At 59.6% G+C, this 16,451-nt stretch carries 10 protein-coding genes and 2 pseudogenes; 7 read left to right on the top strand and 5 right to left on the bottom strand.

Annotated elements, in window-relative coordinates:
• Positions 1–14: 14 nt before the first annotated feature.
• Together JFU11_RS08785 and JFU11_RS08780 are read right to left on the bottom strand one after the other, a co-directional pair.
• Positions 15–1,505, bottom strand: a complete 1,491-nt coding sequence (locus JFU11_RS08785) for a hypothetical protein (protein WP_201060390.1) — start codon at positions 1,503–1,505, stop codon at positions 15–17.
• A gap of 565 nt (positions 1,506–2,070) precedes the next feature.
• Positions 2,071–3,093 (bottom strand): zinc-dependent alcohol dehydrogenase family protein, encoded by a 1,023-nt coding sequence (locus JFU11_RS08780; RefSeq protein WP_201060389.1) that lies wholly within the window; start codon positions 3,091–3,093, stop codon positions 2,071–2,073.
• A 268-nt stretch (positions 3,094–3,361) separates the two neighbouring features.
• Between JFU11_RS08780 and JFU11_RS08775 the strand changes: the two genes are divergently transcribed.
• The 4 genes from JFU11_RS08775 (at position 3,362) to JFU11_RS08760 (ending at position 10,405) form a co-directional block, all read left to right on the top strand.
• A complete protein-coding gene (locus JFU11_RS08775) occupies positions 3,362–4,279 on the top strand; it encodes a LysR family transcriptional regulator (protein ID WP_123722835.1) in 918 nt (305 codons plus the stop codon).
• 247 nt (positions 4,280–4,526) lie between these two features.
• Positions 4,527–5,780 (top strand): multidrug efflux RND transporter periplasmic adaptor subunit MexE, encoded by a 1,254-nt coding sequence (gene mexE, locus JFU11_RS08770; protein WP_201060388.1) that lies wholly within the window; start codon positions 4,527–4,529, stop codon positions 5,778–5,780.
• Positions 5,781–5,795: 15 nt separating this feature from the next.
• Entirely contained in the window at positions 5,796–8,987 is a 3,192-nt protein-coding gene (locus tag JFU11_RS08765) for an efflux RND transporter permease subunit (RefSeq protein WP_201060387.1), read from the top strand.
• The gene (locus JFU11_RS08760; RefSeq protein WP_123722836.1) at positions 8,984–10,405 is read left to right on the top strand and encodes an efflux transporter outer membrane subunit; all 1,422 of its coding nucleotides are present in this window, start codon (positions 8,984–8,986) and stop codon (positions 10,403–10,405) included. Before JFU11_RS08765 ends, JFU11_RS08760 begins: the two co-directional genes overlap by 4 nt.
• Before the next feature lie 207 nt (positions 10,406–10,612).
• Here the strand turns inward: JFU11_RS08760 and JFU11_RS08755 are convergent.
• Positions 10,613–10,882 (bottom strand): annotated as a pseudogene (locus tag JFU11_RS08755) (HlyD family secretion protein); the annotation flags it as partial.
• A pseudogene (locus JFU11_RS08750) lies at positions 10,870–11,367 on the bottom strand (FUSC family protein); the annotation flags it as partial. The pseudogenes JFU11_RS08750 and JFU11_RS08755, both read right to left, overlap by 13 nt.
• 179 nt (positions 11,368–11,546) lie before the next feature.
• Between JFU11_RS08750 and JFU11_RS08745 the strand changes: the two are divergent.
• The 3 genes from JFU11_RS08745 to JFU11_RS08735 all read left to right on the top strand — a co-directional run bounded on the left by JFU11_RS08745 (position 11,547) and on the right by JFU11_RS08735 (position 15,918).
• Positions 11,547–12,602: a tetratricopeptide repeat protein gene (locus tag JFU11_RS08745; RefSeq protein WP_201060384.1), complete on the top strand. Its 1,056-nt coding sequence runs from the start codon at positions 11,547–11,549 to the stop codon at positions 12,600–12,602.
• Between the two features lie 146 nt (positions 12,603–12,748).
• Positions 12,749–14,251, top strand: a complete 1,503-nt coding sequence (locus JFU11_RS08740) for an ATPase domain-containing protein (protein ID WP_201060383.1) — start codon at positions 12,749–12,751, stop codon at positions 14,249–14,251.
• A complete protein-coding gene (locus tag JFU11_RS08735; RefSeq protein WP_201060382.1) occupies positions 14,248–15,918 on the top strand; it encodes an ATP-binding protein in 1,671 nt (556 codons plus the stop codon). The genes JFU11_RS08740 and JFU11_RS08735 overlap by 4 nt, the downstream gene beginning before the upstream one ends.
• A 133-nt stretch (positions 15,919–16,051) precedes the next feature.
• Here JFU11_RS08735 and JFU11_RS08730 read toward each other — a convergent pair whose 3' ends face one another.
• The gene (locus JFU11_RS08730; RefSeq protein ID WP_038983388.1) at positions 16,052–16,429 is read right to left on the bottom strand and encodes a response regulator; all 378 of its coding nucleotides are present in this window, start codon (positions 16,427–16,429) and stop codon (positions 16,052–16,054) included.
• Positions 16,430–16,451: the final 22 nt, after the last annotated feature.

Raw genomic sequence — 16,451 nt, 5'->3', positions numbered from 1 at the left:
CAAACCTGGCACTTTCACCGCCCCGTCGACCATTCGCCAGCCACGCTCGTTTCACGGTCAGGTTCCACGGCTTCAGCTTGCACACCCTCCTCGCCGCTTTCCGTGCCGAGCCCCCTGCCCTCATCCCGAACCACCGGGGCCATGCGGTAAAGCGTACCGATCAGACTCACCGACAACCCGCTGACATCGACCATCCACTGCAGAACCTGCTCGGGTGCCGGACCGCCCTGCATCGCCCGGTGCAAGTCCGGCAATGCCACGAGCATGCCGGGATGGCACTGACGAAGAAAATGCTCAAGCGCCGCGCCGTTATCGGCAAAAGGCGCGAACAGCAGACACACCAGTTGAGCCTCGCTCAGACCGAGGTTCTTTTGTGCTTCAGCCGCTGCCAATGCGCGCTGGTCAGTCATTGTCATCGGGTTGCCGAACGTCTTCATGGCCTGTTCGCAAAAGCGCTCTGGAACGTGTTTACGCCGCATCATCACCAGCGCCCGCTGTACATACTCGCTGACGCCCGTCTCGTAGGTGCGACCGTGTACATAGCACGCTTGCAAGCCACGGATATGCGCGGATATCGACAGACTGACGTAGTCGTTATCACTGAGCTGAGCCGACAACTCGTCGGGTTGAAACCCTAGAAAATCGGTGAGCAATGGCCAGCGCTCTTCCAGGTTGCTGACCAGTATGTCGTGAATATCGATGAAGGTCGTGCGGCGACACGCTTCAAAACGCTCGGCGGGACGCCACGCCGCCTGAGCAGACTCAGGATAAAACTCGCTATAGCAATCGCTGCCCAATTCATCGAGCCGCGCGAACAGGCCCTCATAGCCGGCTTCACGACGGTCCGGGGCCTTGAGCCCGGCCTTGGCTGCTGCACGGTTCAACCCCTCGAGAAACTGCTTCTGCCGACGGGGCGTATCGCTGCTGATCAAAGCGTCGACACCCTTGTCCCAGCGGGCGATTTGTCCGTAAAACTCGCCGGTCGCCAAGTACCCGTCATCCCACAGATCAAGCGGCCCATCCCAGGCACGGCGGTGCCCGACCATCAGCAGGTTGAGCCGATTCGACTCGCGACCGGCTTCGGAGATCGACGCCAGATGGTTGAACGGCAGGACTTCACGATTATCGACCATCAACACTTCGACCCGGGGATCGTCGTAGAGAAACAACGCACTGCAGCTGCGATGGATGTTTTCCAGGGCCGTCGAGGCCGCCCCGTTCAAGCGCAAGGTCGCCACTCGCAGCTGAAACGTCGCCGGCGCCCGGCCGGCGATACTCAGTTGTGCGGCGCGCAATAGTGCCAGGGTGTAGCAGCTGTCGCGGGACCCGGACTGCATCGCCAGCACCTTGTAATCGCCGATACGCTCCATACCTCCTGCGGACATCACCAGGCGCTGAATCATCAATTGCAATGCCGTGCGCTCGGCGCGAGAGAAAAAACCCAACAAACGCTGCAGCATTTGCTGATAAACATAGTTCATTGCCTGATCATGGGTAGCGGTCATCATTATTTACCTGTGACTCATAAGTTCAACGCCGCGCAAACAAGGAGGTGTATTGCGCAACAGGTTGCTTGTCATGAATGGAGTGCCGATATTGTTATTCAAATGCTAGCACTTAAGCATTGTGTAATTATTTGAAATGATTGAATGTCGCGGGTACCCCTGGCACATCAATATCGCCGCAACGCGCGGTAGAACGGGCGTCTTGTGCTCCCGTGCGCGGTCCTAGGAAATTTCCGACAGCGTCCCACAGACACTTAGCACAAGAAATAAAGAAAGAAGTTGCCAGTGAATGTAAGACAACTGAGCGACGCTGCATTATTTGTTGAGCATATATTGCCGGCGCGCATTGAGGAGTTTCAGCCTGATACTCAGCCATGACTCTTTCCTTGAGATGAAATTAATCATTCAATTATCAGGGCTTATATAATGATTAGAAGATACAGATTGAGAGCAAAAACCAGTTCAGTTGCTGAACCGGCCCACCGACAGATCGATGGACGTCTCATTTGGGAGTGACTGCCAGCAGAGGAGTCCGTGCTCTCACGGACTCTTGCAGAGGAACAGCTTACGCAGGCTCGACCTGAAGGGCGACCCGTTCGCGGCATGGGCATTCGTCCATATAGCGGTGTGCTTCGACAAACTCGGAAAACGGAAACACCCGGGTCTTGAGCGGCAGCAGCACACGGTCCGCGGTCAATTGGTTGATATCGCGCAGGGCACGTTGCAGTGCGGCCTGATCCTGGACGATGCCCAGTTCCGGCTTGCCGGTGAAGTTACCGATGCAGTGCACGAAGAACTGAATGTTCTTCTGGAACGCCGCACAGGCCGGGAATGGCGTCTGGTTACCCCCTTGCAGGCCATAGAGCACCAGGCTGCCACGAGGTGCGAGCACATCGCCGAGCAGCGACATCTGCGGCCCGCCAAGGCCATCGAACACCACATCGACGCCGCGGTTATCGGTGATCTTGTTGATCTGCATCAGCAGATCCTGTTCTTCGGTGACGATGACTTTCTCGGCGCCCAAGGACAGCAGGTACTCACGCTCATCCGCGGTTTTGGTCGCTGCAATCACTCGTACACCGAGGGCTTTGCCCAGTTGTACGAACGACGGACCGGCGCAGTGGCTGGCGTCGGTCACCAGGGCAAATTGCCCGGGTTTGACTCGCGCCAGGTCAGCGTAGGCAAAATAAGCGATCAATAGCGGCGTGTAGTGCACGCTGGCTTCGATCGGGGTAAGTACATCCGGGTAGCGGGTCAACGCCGAGCGCGGCAGAACGATCTGTTCGCCGTAAACCGGGTAGTCATTGGGACTCTCGGCCGGGAAGCTGGCGACCTTGTCACCAACGGCCAGATCATCGACGCCGTCGCCGACCATCGTGACCACGCCAGCCATTTCATGACCAAGGCCTGAAGGCAGACGAGCATGGGATGAGGCCAGGTTCTGGCGCCAGAGAATGTCGTACCAGCTGATGCCTATCGCTTCGACGCGCACCTGCACTTCGCCCGGCGTAGGCAGAGCGGCCGCATGCTCTTCGCATTTGAGCACCTCGGCTGGACCAAACTTGTGAAAACGGATCGTGCGGGACATCGCAAACCTCGTCAAAGTAACCTCTAATGCCCTGAACTCTATCTGGGCTTTCTACCCAAGACCATCAGTGGCTATTAATAGTCGACATGCCTGTCATTGATTCCGCAGCGACGGCGACATCATCCAATGCCGTAAAAACCGAAGCAGCCTTTCAGAAAAAACTGAATTACTCTGTGCAGAGTACCAGCCTTTGCCCGTAAGATTCATGCCGGCCATTCTTCTCATATGGCCGCTCACGTCAAGTTTGCTGAATCTGCCAGGACTCCAGATGAATCGTAATGACCTGCGTCGTGTCGACCTGAACCTGTTGATCGTTTTCGAAACACTCATGCACGAACGCAGTGTGACCCGCGCTGCGGAAAAACTGTTCCTCGGCCAGCCGGCCATCAGTGCGGCGCTCTCGCGCCTGCGCGGGCTGTTCGATGACCCGCTGTTCGTGCGTACCGGTCGCAGCATGGAGCCGTCCGCCCGAGCGGTGGAAATCTTCGCCCTGCTCTCGCCGGCCCTGGATTCGATTTCCACCGCGGTCAGTCGTGCGGCGGAATTCGACCCGGCGACCAGCACCGCGGTGTTCCGCATCGGCTTGTCGGACGATGTCGAGTTCGCGCTGCTGCCGATGCTGCTCAAGCGGCTGCGCGCGGAATCGCCGGGGATCGTGCTCGTGGTGCGTCGGGCCAACTACATCCTGATGCCGAACCTGCTGGCCTCGGGCGAGATTTCCATCGGCGTCAGCTACACCGCCGATCTGCCAGCCAACGCCAAGCGCAAAGTGCTGCGCCGCAGCATGCCGAAACTGCTGCGGGCCGACACGGTGCCGGGGCCATTGAGCCTGGATGATTTCTGCGAGCGCCCCCATGCTTTGGTTTCGTTCGCGGGCGACCTGAGCGGCTTTATAGATGAAGAGCTCGAGAAACTCGGCCGCAAACGGCATGTGGTGCTGGCGGTGCCGCAGTTCAATGGGCTCAGTACGCTGATCAGCGGGACTGATATCGTTGCGACCGTGCCTGATTACACAGCTGAAGCGTTGACCGCGGCCGGTGGCGTTCGCGCGGAAGACCCGCCGTTGCCGGTGCGTAGTTTTGAATTGCACATGGCTTGGCGTGGGTCGCAGGATAATGACCCGGGTGAGCGTTGGTTAAGGTCGCGGATTCAGATGTTCTTTGGGGATCCGGATAGTCTGGCTTGATCCTGAGTTTTGGGTTGAGGCTTGCCCGCGAAAGCCGTGACACGGTTTCGGGCCAATCCCTTACACTCCCTGCAACACTGATTTGTCATCATTTCATTTGATAGCCCACTAACGGAAGGTGCATGCTAGAGGGCTCGCTTTGAGCTTATATCATTCCGAATGATAGTTACCTTCGGTTCATTCGATTCGTGCCATACAACCCCGCCAAGCATCATCCGTCCATCTCAATACATTGGCGGATGCATCCATGGAACAGTCACTCAAACATTTGCGCTTCCCCTTGGCCGTGTTGGCCGTGCTGGTGATGAGCGCTTGCGGCAAGACCCCGGACGCTGCCGCCACCATGCCCGCGGCCAAGGTCAGCGTGGCCAAGGTGCTGGAACAACCGGTCAACGAGTGGGACGAATTCACCGGGCGCCTTGAAGCGCCGGAAACGGTAGAGATTCGTCCACGGGTTTCCGGCCAGATCGATGACGTGGCCTTCACCGAAGGCGCGCTGGTCAAGAAAGGCGATCTGTTGTTCCAGATCGACCCGCGTCCATTCCAGGCTGAGGTCCGCCGCCTCGAAGCCCTGGTTGCCCAGGCTCGTGCCACCGCCACCCGCAGCGAAAACGAATCCCAGCGCGGCGAACGTCTGCGCACCAGCAACGCGATTTCCGCTGAACTCGCCGACTCGCGCACCAGCGCGGCTCAAGAAGCCCGCGCTGCCGTCGGCGCCCTCCAGGCGCAACTGGACCTGGCCAAACTGAACCTCAGCTTCACCCGCGTCACTGCGCCTATCAGCGGCCGTGTCAGCCGTGCGGAAATCACCGCCGGCAACCTCGTTACCGCCGATACCACCGCGCTGACCAGCGTGGTGTCCACCGACAAGGTCTACGCCTACTTCGACGCCGACGAGCGTGTCTTCCTTAAATACACCCAGCTCGCCCGCCAGGGTCAACGCGGTGCAACTACCCCGGTTTACCTCGGCCTGTCCAATGAAGACGGCAACCCGCACCAGGGTCAGATGAACTTCGTCGACAACCAGGTCAACCCGAAGACCGGCACCATCCGCGGTCGTGCGGTGTTCGACAACAGCGACGGCACTTACACCCCGGGTCTTTATGCACGCCTGAAACTGGTGGGCAGCGGCACTTACTCCGCGGTGTTGATCAACGACGAAGCGGTCGGTACCGACCTGGGTAAAAAGTTCGTGCTGGTGATGGATGCCGACAACAAAACGGCTTACCGCCCTGTCGAGCTGGGTCCGAAGATCGAAGGTCTGCGCATCGTGCGCAGTGGCCTGAACAAGGACGACACCATCATCGTCAAGGGCTTGCAACGGGTTCGCCCTGGTTCACCGGTCACCCCTGAAGTGATCCCGATGGCCAGCCAGGAAACCCTCGCGGCCCTCGCACAACAACGACAAGCGCTGGAAGCCAGCAACCTGCCTCAAGTCGCACCTGCCAAGGTCGCGCCGGGTGCAGTTGTGAAAGTGGCAGCTGCCACTCCACGCGGTTAAGGGACAATTACTCCGATGAATTTTTCCCAATTCTTCATTTCACGGCCGATCTTTGCAGCGGTACTGTCGCTGCTGATCCTGATCGCCGGCGCCATCTCGCTGTTCCAGTTGCCGATCAGCGAATACCCGGAAGTCGTGCCGCCGACCGTTGTGGTCCGTGCCAACTTCCCGGGCGCCAACCCTAAAGTCATCGGTGAAACCGTGGCCGCTCCGTTGGAGCAAGCCATCACCGGCGTCGAGAACATGCTGTACATGTCCTCGCAGTCCACCGCTGACGGCAAGATCACCCTGACCATCACCTTCGCCCTGGGCACTGACCTGGATAACGCGCAGGTACAGGTTCAGAACCGCGTGACCCGGACCGAGCCCAAACTTCCCGAGGAAGTGACGCGCATCGGTATCACTGTGGACAAGGCGTCGCCCGACCTGACCATGGTTGTGCACTTGACCTCGCCGGACAAACGCTACGACATGCTTTACCTGTCCAACTACGCCTTGCTCAACATCAAGGATGAGTTGGCGCGTCTGGGCGGTGTCGGTGACGTGCAGCTGTTCGGTATGGGCGATTACTCGTTGCGGGTATGGCTCGATCCGAACAAGACTGCTTCGCGTAACCTGACCGCCACCGATGTGGTCACCGCGATTCGTGAACAGAACCGTCAAGTGGCGGCCGGTGCCCTGGGCGCTCCGCCTGCGCCGAATGCCACCGCGTTCCAGCTGTCGGTGAACACGCAAGGCCGTCTGGTTTCCGAAGAAGAGTTTGAGAACATCATCATTCGCTCCGGCGAAAATGGTGAAATCACTCGTCTGAAAGACATCGCTCGCGTCGAACTCGGCTCCAGCCAATACGCCCTGCGCTCCCTGCTGGACAACCAGCCGGCGGTGGCGATCCCGATCTTCCAGCGCCCTGGCTCCAATGCGATCCAGATCTCCAACGATGTTCGGGAGAAAATGGCCGAGCTGAAGAAGAACTTCCCGGAAGGCATGGACTTCAGCATCGTCTATGACCCGACGATCTTCGTGCGCGGCTCGATCGAAGCGGTGGTTCACACCCTCTTCGAAGCGCTGATCCTGGTTGTGCTCGTGGTGATCCTGTTCCTGCAAACCTGGCGCGCCTCGATCATCCCATTGGTGGCGGTGCCGGTTTCGCTGATCGGTACGTTTGCCGTGATGCACCTGTTCGGCTTCTCATTGAACGCCCTGTCGCTGTTCGGGCTGGTACTGGCCATCGGTATCGTGGTCGACGATGCGATTGTGGTGGTGGAGAACGTCGAGCGAAACATCGGGCTCGGATTAGCCCCTGTAGAAGCCACCAAGCGTGCGATGCGTGAAGTGACCGGCCCTATCATCGCGACGGCGCTGGTGTTGTGCGCAGTGTTTATCCCGGCTGCGTTCATCTCCGGGTTGACCGGGCAGTTCTATAAACAGTTCGCCCTGACGATTGCGATCTCGACCGTGATCTCGGCCTTCAACTCGTTGACCTTGTCGCCGGCTCTGGCTGCGGTATTGCTCAAGAGTCATGACGCGCCGAAAGACCGTTTTTCCAAGGTTCTGGACAAAATCTTCGGCGGTTGGTTGTTCCGTCCGTTCAACCGTTTCTTTGACAAGGCCAGCCACGGCTATGTCGGCACCGTGGGCCGGGTTATCCGCAGCAGCGGTATCGCCCTGCTTGTGTATGCCGGCCTGATGGTGTTGACGTTCTTCGGTTTCTCCAACACCCCGACCGGTTTCGTACCCGGCCAGGACAAGCAATACCTGGTGGCCTTCGCGCAACTGCCGGATGCCGCGAGCCTGGACCGTACCGAAGATGTGATCAAGCGCATGTCCGACCTGGCCCTGAAACAGCCTGGTGTGGAAAGCGCGGTGGCCTTCCCGGGTCTGTCGATCAACGGCTTCACCAACAGCCCTAACTCCGGCATCGTGTTCGTCACCCTCAAACCATTCGACGAGCGTAAGGATCCGAGCATGTCCGCCGGTGCGATTGCCGGTGCATTGAACGGCCAGTACGCCGGGATTCAGGAAGCCTACATGGCGATCTTCCCGCCGCCGCCGGTACAAGGCCTGGGGACCATTGGCGGTTTCCGCCTGCAGATCGAAGACCGGGGCAACCTGGGCTATGACGAGCTGTACAAAGAAACCATGAACATCATCACCAAAAGCCACAGCGTGCCGGAACTGGCAGGCCTGTTCACCAGCTACACCGTGAACGTACCGCAGGTCGATGCCGCCATCGACCGGGAAAAAGCCAAGACCCACGGCGTTGCCGTCAGTGACATCTTCGACACCCTGCAGATCTACCTGGGTTCGCTGTATGCCAACGACTTCAACCGCTTCGGTCGCACCTATCAGGTCAACGTTCAGGCTGAGCAACAGTTCCGCCTCGAATCGGACCAGATCGGTCAGCTGAAAGTGCGTAACAACCGGGGCGAGATGATTCCGCTGGCGACCTTCATCAAGGTCAGCGACACCTCGGGGCCGGACCGCGTGATGCACTACAACGGCTTCATCACCGCTGAAATCAACGGTGCGGCAGCCCCCGGCTACAGCTCCGGCCAGGCCGAGAAAGCCATCGAGAAACTGCTCAAGGACGAATTACCCAACGGCATGACCTACGAGTGGACCGACCTGACCTACCAGCAGATTCTGTCCGGCAATACGGCGCTGTTCGTGTTCCCGCTCTGCGTACTGCTGGCGTTCCTGGTGCTCGCGGCTCAATACGAGAGCTGGAGCCTGCCACTGGCGGTGATCCTGATCGTTCCGATGACCCTGCTGTCGGCCATTACTGGTGTGATTGCCTCGGGCGGCGACAACAACATCTTCACCCAGATCGGCTTGATCGTACTGGTGGGACTTGCGTGTAAGAACGCGATTCTGATCGTCGAGTTTGCCAAGGATAAACAGGAAGAAGGCCTCGGCCCGTTGGCAGCGGTACTGGAAGCTTGCCGTCTGCGTCTGCGGCCGATCCTGATGACCTCCTTCGCGTTCATCATGGGTGTTGTGCCTCTGGTTTTCTCCAGCGGTGCCGGTGCCGAAATGCGTCATGCCATGGGTGTGGCGGTGTTCTCCGGGATGCTCGGGGTGACCTTCTTCGGTCTGTTGCTGACGCCGGTGTTCTACGTACTGATTCGCAACTTTGTGGAGCGCGGTGAAGCGCGCAAAGCGGCCAAGGCGCTGAAATTGGAAAAGCAAGTGGAGGCGCAACAATGAGCCTGAAAGCCTTCCTGCCGAGCCTTCTGGTACTGGCCCTGAGTGCCTGCGCCGTTGGCCCGGATTACAAAACCCCAGCGACGGAGGCGGCCAACATCACGGCCGCCACCGATGGCAGCGCCGGTCAGAAGAATTTTGACCGCGCCCGTTTCGAAGGCATCTGGTGGCAGCAGTTCGAGGATCCGACCCTCAACCAGCTGGTGACGCAATCCTTGCAAGGCAACCGTGATTTGCGCGTGGCCTTCGCCCGCTGGAAAGCGGCCCGGGCGATTCGCGATGACGTCAGCAACGACGCCATGCCGACCATCACCAGCCGCGCGAGCAGTGATTTGGCCAAAGGACAGATTCCCGGCCAGACCACTAAACGCGTCAGCAGTGAACGCTATGACCTGGGGCTGGACATGGCCTGGGAACTGGACTTGTTCGGTCGCATCCAGCGCAACCTGGAATCCAGCGACGCCGAACAGCAGGCCGCCGAAGCCGATCTTTACCAACTGCAAGTCACCATGATTGCCGAACTGGTGGACGCCTACGGCCAACTGCGCGGTGCGCAGTTGCGGGAAAAGATCGCCCTGGCCAACCTGAACAACCAGCAGGAATCGCGCAAGATCACCGAAAGCCTGCGTGATGCCGGTGTCGGCGATCAGCTGGACGTGGTTCGCGCCGATGCGCGTCTGGCCTCTGTGGAAGCCAGCGTGCCGCAACTGCAGGCCGAACAGGTGCGTCAGCGCAACCGCATCGCCACCCTGCTGGGTGAGCGTCCGGACAAGCTGACCGTCGACCTGAGTCCAAAAGACTTGCCGGCGATCGCCAAGGCCCTGCCGATCGGTGATCCGGGCGAACTGCTGCAACGGCGTCCAGACATCCGCAGCGCCGAACGCCAACTGGCGGCCGCCACCGCCCGTATTGGCGTGGCCAAGGCTGATTTGTTCCCACGGGTCAGCCTCAGCGGCTTCCTCGGCTTCACTGCCGGGCGCGGTTCGCAGATCGGTTCCTCGGCGGCCAACGCCTGGGCACTGGGCCCAAGCATTACCTGGGCGGCGTTCGACCTGGGCAGCGTGCGCGCCCGTTTGCGTGGTGCCGACGCTGAAGCCGAAGGCGCCCTGGCGACCTACGAGCAGCAAGTCCTGTTGGCGCTGGAAGAGTCGGAAAACGCCTTCAGCGATTACGGTAAACGTCAGCAGCGCCTGATCTCGCTGATTCGTCAAAGCGAATCAAGCCGCGCCGCTGCCGATCTCGCCGACATTCGCTACCGCGAAGGCACCGTGGACTTCCTCGTGCTGCTCGATGCTCAGCGTGAGCGCCTGGCAGCGGAAGACACCCAGGCCCAGGCCGAAGTCGATTTGTATCGCGGCATTGTCGCAATCTACAAAGCCCTCGGCGGCGGCTGGCAACCAGAGACGGTCGCCAGCAAGTAACGTTTTAAAGAGCTCCTTTGGTTGGCCGCAACCAACCAATTCTTTTGCCCCGCGCCTCATTCGGTCGCGGGGCTTTTTTTTGTCTGCACGCTTGTTGAATCCACCACATTCCCCTGTGGGAGCGGGCTTGCCCGCGATGACGATTGCACATTCAGCGTTGATGTTGGCTGACCCACCGCCATCGCGGGCAAGCCCGCTCCCACAGGGTTAGCGGTGTTCTTGAGTCTCGCGGCTTTCCAGGACTGTCACGGTGGCCGTGGTCCCGGCCCTCAGACGGTTTTTAGCGACATAGTCAGCATCGATCTGAATCCGCACCGGCACTCGTTGCGCCAGCTTGACCCAAGTGTAACTGGGGTTGATGCTGGCTAGCAGGCGACTGCCGGGGGAGTTCTCGCGGTCGGCGATAGCAAAAGCGATGCTTTGCACGGTGCCGCCGAAGGTCTCGCCGCTCATCAACTCGACCCTACTACGCACACGCAAGCCACCGCCAAAAGCGTTTCGGTCACACGAGTGACGGCTAGCAGGAACGTGCCTTCCTGATCGGGTACCGCCAGCAGCGCCACGACCACCGCCGTGTACCCGCTCAGCACAAATGCCTGGGAGCTGGTGTAGCGCAACAAGGTGCCGCCGGCGGTACAGAATGCCAACCACAAGGCCAGGGTGAGGATGAAAGGCAGGGGCGCCTGGGGGAAGATCGCCATGATCAACACCGCCACCACCGCTCCTAACGTGGTGCCGATGACCTGACCGAAACTTCGGGCCAGGGCCATGCCGCCCAACGGCTGGCTGACGATGACCACCGCCATGATCGACCACTTGGGCTGCTCAAGGTCGAACAGGAAGGCCAGGTACAACGTCAGTAGCCCGGCCACAATGGTCCTCAGGGCGAACAGCAGCACCTCTCGTCCGGGGTTGAGTATCGCCTTGAAATATTGAAGCAGCGGTTGCATGAGAGCGCTCATTAAGTCATCTCCAGCAAGCGTAGTCATTGCTTCAGTGCCTCGACAGGTTTCAGTGTCGACAATACCTGTAGGCAAATTCGCCGACGACTACCTGCTGAATCAAGCTTGGGTTTGACTCACAGCCCGGCCTGACCGAAGCTGGTGGCTTTGCAAAAGCCTGCCAGCTCCCGGATTCCTGCATGCCTCAGTCCCGCCGCTACTTGCTCATCAGCCTCTGCGTATTGTTTGCCCTCGCCCTCGCCTGGTTTTTCTTGCGTAGCACGACGCCCGTGGTGCCGGCGGCGATCAAGCATGGCTACAGCGAAGCGCTGGCCCAGGCACGTGCGGGTCAACCGGGCGCGGCGCGAGTGCTTTATCAGCAATTGGGGCGTCCTGACCTGTCAACCAAGCGCCGTGTCTGGCTGCATGCCGAACTGCCCAACTACCCAAGCCCGCAAGCCCTGAAACTGGCGGATGCGGACCTGCAACATCCATCGGCGGATGTGCGCATCGCAGCGATCAAAAGCATCAATGGGCTGGTGCCCAGTGGGCAGCGCAGCCTGTTGCTGGGGCCCTTGCTCGATGACAGCGACCCGAGCGTCCGGTTTGCGGCGGTCAATGCCTTATTAGGTCTGACGCCGGATGAACTGGGGTTGTACTTCGGCCCCTTGGAGCAAGCCATCGATGCCTGGGAGCAGCTCCTCAAGGGTCAGCCGGAAAGCGCCGAAACCCAATACCAACTGGCGCGCCTGCACTTGCACAATGCCGAGCTGAAGAAAGCGCAGCAGGCCTTGGAGCGCACGTTGCAACTGGCGCCCGGCAACCTGCCGGCACTGGTGATGCAGATCGAAGTGCTGGATAAACAGGGCCAAAGCGATGCCGCCAGGCAATTGTTGGCGAAACAGTTAAAGGCCCAGCCTGACTCGGCTTACCTGCAACATGCGCTGGGGCTCTGGTTGCTGCATCACGGGCAAAGTGAGTTCGCCCTGCTCGGGCTGTCCAAAGCCGTGGAGCTTGAGCCGGACAACAAGGAATACCGCTACGACCTGGCCACCACGCTGCACGGTGAGCAGGAGCTGGAGGCGGCGCAGAACCAGTTGCAGGAAATCGTCCAGCGCCACCCGGCCGATCGCAAGGCGCGCGTGCTGCTGATCAACTATTGGAAGGAAAGCGGACAGTTGCAGAACGTGCAGATATTGCTGGCACAGCTGGAACAGCTCAACCCCGACGATCCGGCGTTGCAGCAAGGGCTTTAATCAAGATCTTTGCTTTTTTGTACAAGAACCACACACAAACACAAAAGGTTGAACCGCCGTCTCGGCGAAAGGTCAAGTGATCAGGCAGTCTACTCAGGCGCTTCCAGCCTGTTGCCTCGCATCCCCTAGTCATGAGAGGGCATTTCTTGTCTACGTCTAACGAGTTGATCAGTGCAAAAGCCGCCACCGGCATTGAAGGTCTGGATGACATTTTGGCCGGTGGATTGTCCCGCGGCCACGTGTTCTTGCTGGAGGGTGAACCCGGAACCGGCAAAACCACCGTCGCTTTGCATTTTCTGTTGGCTGGCGCCCGTGCCGGCGAGCGCTCGTTGTACATCACCTTGTCTGAAACCGAGCGCGAGCTGCGCCAAGGGGCGTTGTCCCACGGCTGGGAACTGGATGAGAACATCCACATCTTCGAGCTGACGCCGCCGGAAAGCCTGCTCAATGCCGAGCATCAGCAGAGCCTGCTGTATTCCTCGGACCTGGAACTGGGCGAAGCCACCAAACAGATTTTCGAAGCGGTCGAACGGGTCAAGCCGACCCGCGTAGTGGTCGACAGCTTGTCCGAAATCCGCCTGTTGGCCCAAAGTTCTTTGCGCTACCGCCGGCAGATTCTGGCCATCAAGCATTACTTCGTGCGCTACGAGGCCACGGTGCTGCTGCTGGACGACCTGACCACCGAAGCCCTCGACAAAACCGTGCACAGTGTGGCCCACGGGGTGATTCGCCTCGAAGAATTGACGCCCAATTACGGTGCCGAACGTCGGCGTATCCGCGTGGTGAAGTATCGCGGCCAGAAGTACCGGGGCGGTTTCCATGACTTCACCATCATGGGTGACGGCGTGCATGTATTCCCGCGCCTGGTGGCGGCCGAACATCGCGGGCGTTATATCCGCCAGCAGTTGACCAGTGGCATCCCGGAAATGAATGCCCTGCTCGGCGGCGGTATCGAGACAGGCTCCAGCACCTTGATCCTCGGCCCGGCCGGCACCGGCAAATCGCTGATCTCGATGGTCTTCGCCGCTGCGGCGGTGGCCCGTGGCGAAAAGGCCGCGTTATTCATCTTCGATGAAGAACTGGGGCTGCTGTTCGAGCGGATGAAAAACATCGGCATCGACCTGAAGGCCCTGGAAGACACCGGCAACTTGCTGATCGAGCAAGTGGACGCCGCCGAATTGTCCCCCGGCGAGTTCTCCTACCGGGTGCGTCGTTGTGTCGATGAAGGCAATATCAAAACCGTGGTGATCGACAGTATCAACGGCTATCAGGCGGCAATGCCCGAAGAAAATGCCCTGGTGCTGCACATGCACGAGTTGCTGCTGTACCTCAATCGCCAAGGCGCCGCGACATTCATGACCGTCGCCCAACATGGACTGGTCGGTGACATGCAGGCCCCCGTCGACATTACCTATCTGGCCGACACCGTCATCTTGTTGCGCTACTTCGAAGCCCTGGGCAAGGTTCGCCGGGCGATCTCGATCATCAAGAAACGTACCGGCAGCCACGAATCGACCATTCGCGAGTACCGCATCAGCAGCCAGGGCATGACCATTGGTGAACCACTGGATGCATTCCAGGGTGTATTGCGTGGAGTGCCCACTTACCTGGGCGCGAGCAAGCCGCTGCTTGAGGAAGATGTCCAGTGACGGCCGTGGAGGCAATGTCCGAGCGTGCGATCATTCTTGCGCCGTTGGGACGCGACAGCCAGATTGCGCTGATGATGCTCAACGAGGCAGGGTTCGATGGGATCATCACCCGCGATCTGGGCACGTTGTGCAATGAACTGTCGCTGGGTGCCGGCCTGCTGGTGATTGCCTCCGAGGCCTTATTGGGCGCAAACCTTGAACCGCTGCTGGGCCTGATCGAGCAGCAACCGGCGTGGTCGGATCTGCCGATCGTACTGCTGACCCACCACGGTGGCCCGGAGCAGAACCCTGCATCGCGACTCGGGCTGCAACTGGGCAACGTGACCTTTCTCGAGCGGCCGTTTCATCCGGTCACGCTGATCAGTCTGGTCACCACAGCGTTGCGCGGGCGACGACGGCAGTATGAAGCCAGGGACCGGTTGATTGATCTGAGCCAAAGCGAACTGCGTCTGCAAAACACCCTGGAAACCCTCGAGCAACAGGTCGAGGAACGCACCGCGCAACTGCGCCACAATGAAGAGGTGCTCAGGCAGTCGCAGAAAATGGAAGCGGTCGGCCAACTCACCGGCGGTATTGCCCACGACTTCAACAACATGCTCACCGGCATCATCGGCAGCCTGGAGCTGCTGCGTCGACGCCTGGCCCGGGGACGCACCGAGGACCTGGACAGCCTGATCGATCTTGGGGTGACCTCAGCCAACCGCGCGGCGGGCCTGACGCATCGTCTGCTGGCGTTTTCCCGACGCCAGTCGCTGGATTCAAAACCCGTGCAGATGAACACCCTGGTGGTGTCCATGGGTGAACTGTTGCAGCGCAGCATCAATGAAAGCATTCACCTTGAAATGCAGCTGGACGAGCAACTGTGGGTGGCCGAGGCCGACCCCAACCAACTCGAAAGCGCCCTGCTCAATCTGGTGCTAAACGCCCGGGACGCCATGCCCGACGGCGGAAAGCTGCTGGTCAAAACCTCCAATCAGCATCTGGATACGGGGTTTACCGAGGCACACAGCAATCTGCAACCGGGCGATTACATCGTCCTGAGCGTCACCGATACCGGTTGCGGCATGCCGCAAAGCACCATCAACCGGGCCTTTGATCCTTTCTTCACGACCAAACCCATCGGCCAGGGCACGGGCCTGGGCTTGTCGATGATTTACGGTTTCAGCAAACAGTCTGGCGGCCACGTCAGCATTCAAAGTGAAGTCGGAAAAGGCACCAAGGTCAGTCTGTTTTTGCCGCGTTTCAGCGGAGAACTGCTCCAGGACACCCAAGTCGATGCCCAACACGCTCCTTACGCCCGGAATGGCGAAACCGTGCTTATCGTCGAAGACGATCCCGCCGTGCGAGTCCTGGTCAGCGCCGTATTGAGTGAATTGGGCTACGCCTTCGTTGAAGCCGGCGATGCTGACAGCGCCGTGCCGATTCTCGACTCCGGTCAGCGAATCGACCTGTTGATCAGCGACGTGGGGCTACCGGGCATGAACGGCCGGCAACTGGCGGAAATCGGCCGGCAGTATCGGCCTGATCTCAAGGTATTGTTCATCACCGGGTATGCCGAACATGCCGCTGTGCGCGGTGGCTTTCTTGATCCAGGCATGCAGATGATCACCAAGCCGTTCACCTTCGATTTGTTGACGGCGAAGGTGCGGGAGATGATCAGAATCTGAAGGATTCTTGTGTAGGCGCTGCCGCAGGCTGCGATCTTTTGATCCGGGGCCGTCGCGCGAGCGCAAAAAGATCAAAAGATCGCAGCCTTCGGCAGCTCCTACAGGGGCCGGCTGGTCAGCGATATAGCTGCCTTCAGGACAGCATGTCTTGCATGATCTGTTGCAACACATCCAGATCGAACGGCTTGGCCAGGATCGGCGCCTTGCGGGTGATCGGGCTGTCGGTCTCGCGAATTTCCTGCGGATAGCCGCTGATGAAGATGACCTTGAGCTCCGGTCGCAATTTCACGGCGGGTTCGGCGATCTGCACGCCAGAGATTCCCCCCGGCAAGCGGAAGTCGGTGATCATCATGTCCAGATGCGGTTTGCTCGCCAGAATTTCAAAGGCCTGCTCGCCGTTTTCGGCTTGTAGCACCCGGTAACCCTCACCCGACAAATAAGCAGACAGCACCATCAAGATCGAAGGGTCATCCTCGACGATCAGTACCACATCTTGTGCATCTTCACTCATGGAAAGCCTTTGTTCGGTCAAT

The sequence above is a fragment of the Pseudomonas sp. TH37 genome, assembly GCF_016650735.1.
Lineage (GTDB): Bacteria > Pseudomonadota > Gammaproteobacteria > Pseudomonadales > Pseudomonadaceae > Aquipseudomonas > Aquipseudomonas farris.
Note: the sequence above shows the minus strand (reverse complement) of the source record. Positions and strands in the feature narration are given on the sequence as shown.

Coding starts and splice junctions, on each gene's coding strand:
- JFU11_RS08760 (WP_123722836.1), top strand. CDS start 8,984: ATGAGCCTGAAAGCCTTCCTGCCGAGCCTTCTGGTACTGGCCCTGAGT.
- JFU11_RS08765 (WP_201060387.1), top strand. CDS start 5,796: ATGAATTTTTCCCAATTCTTCATTTCACGGCCGATCTTTGCAGCGGTA.
- JFU11_RS08745 (WP_201060384.1), top strand. CDS start 11,547: ATGCCTCAGTCCCGCCGCTACTTGCTCATCAGCCTCTGCGTATTGTTT.
- mexE (WP_201060388.1), top strand. CDS start 4,527: ATGGAACAGTCACTCAAACATTTGCGCTTCCCCTTGGCCGTGTTGGCC.
- JFU11_RS08775 (WP_123722835.1), top strand. CDS start 3,362: ATGAATCGTAATGACCTGCGTCGTGTCGACCTGAACCTGTTGATCGTT.
- JFU11_RS08780 (WP_201060389.1), bottom strand. CDS start 3,093: ATGTCCCGCACGATCCGTTTTCACAAGTTTGGTCCAGCCGAGGTGCTC.
- JFU11_RS08785 (WP_201060390.1), bottom strand. CDS start 1,505: ATGACCGCTACCCATGATCAGGCAATGAACTATGTTTATCAGCAAATG.
- JFU11_RS08730 (WP_038983388.1), bottom strand. CDS start 16,429: ATGAGTGAAGATGCACAAGATGTGGTACTGATCGTCGAGGATGACCCT.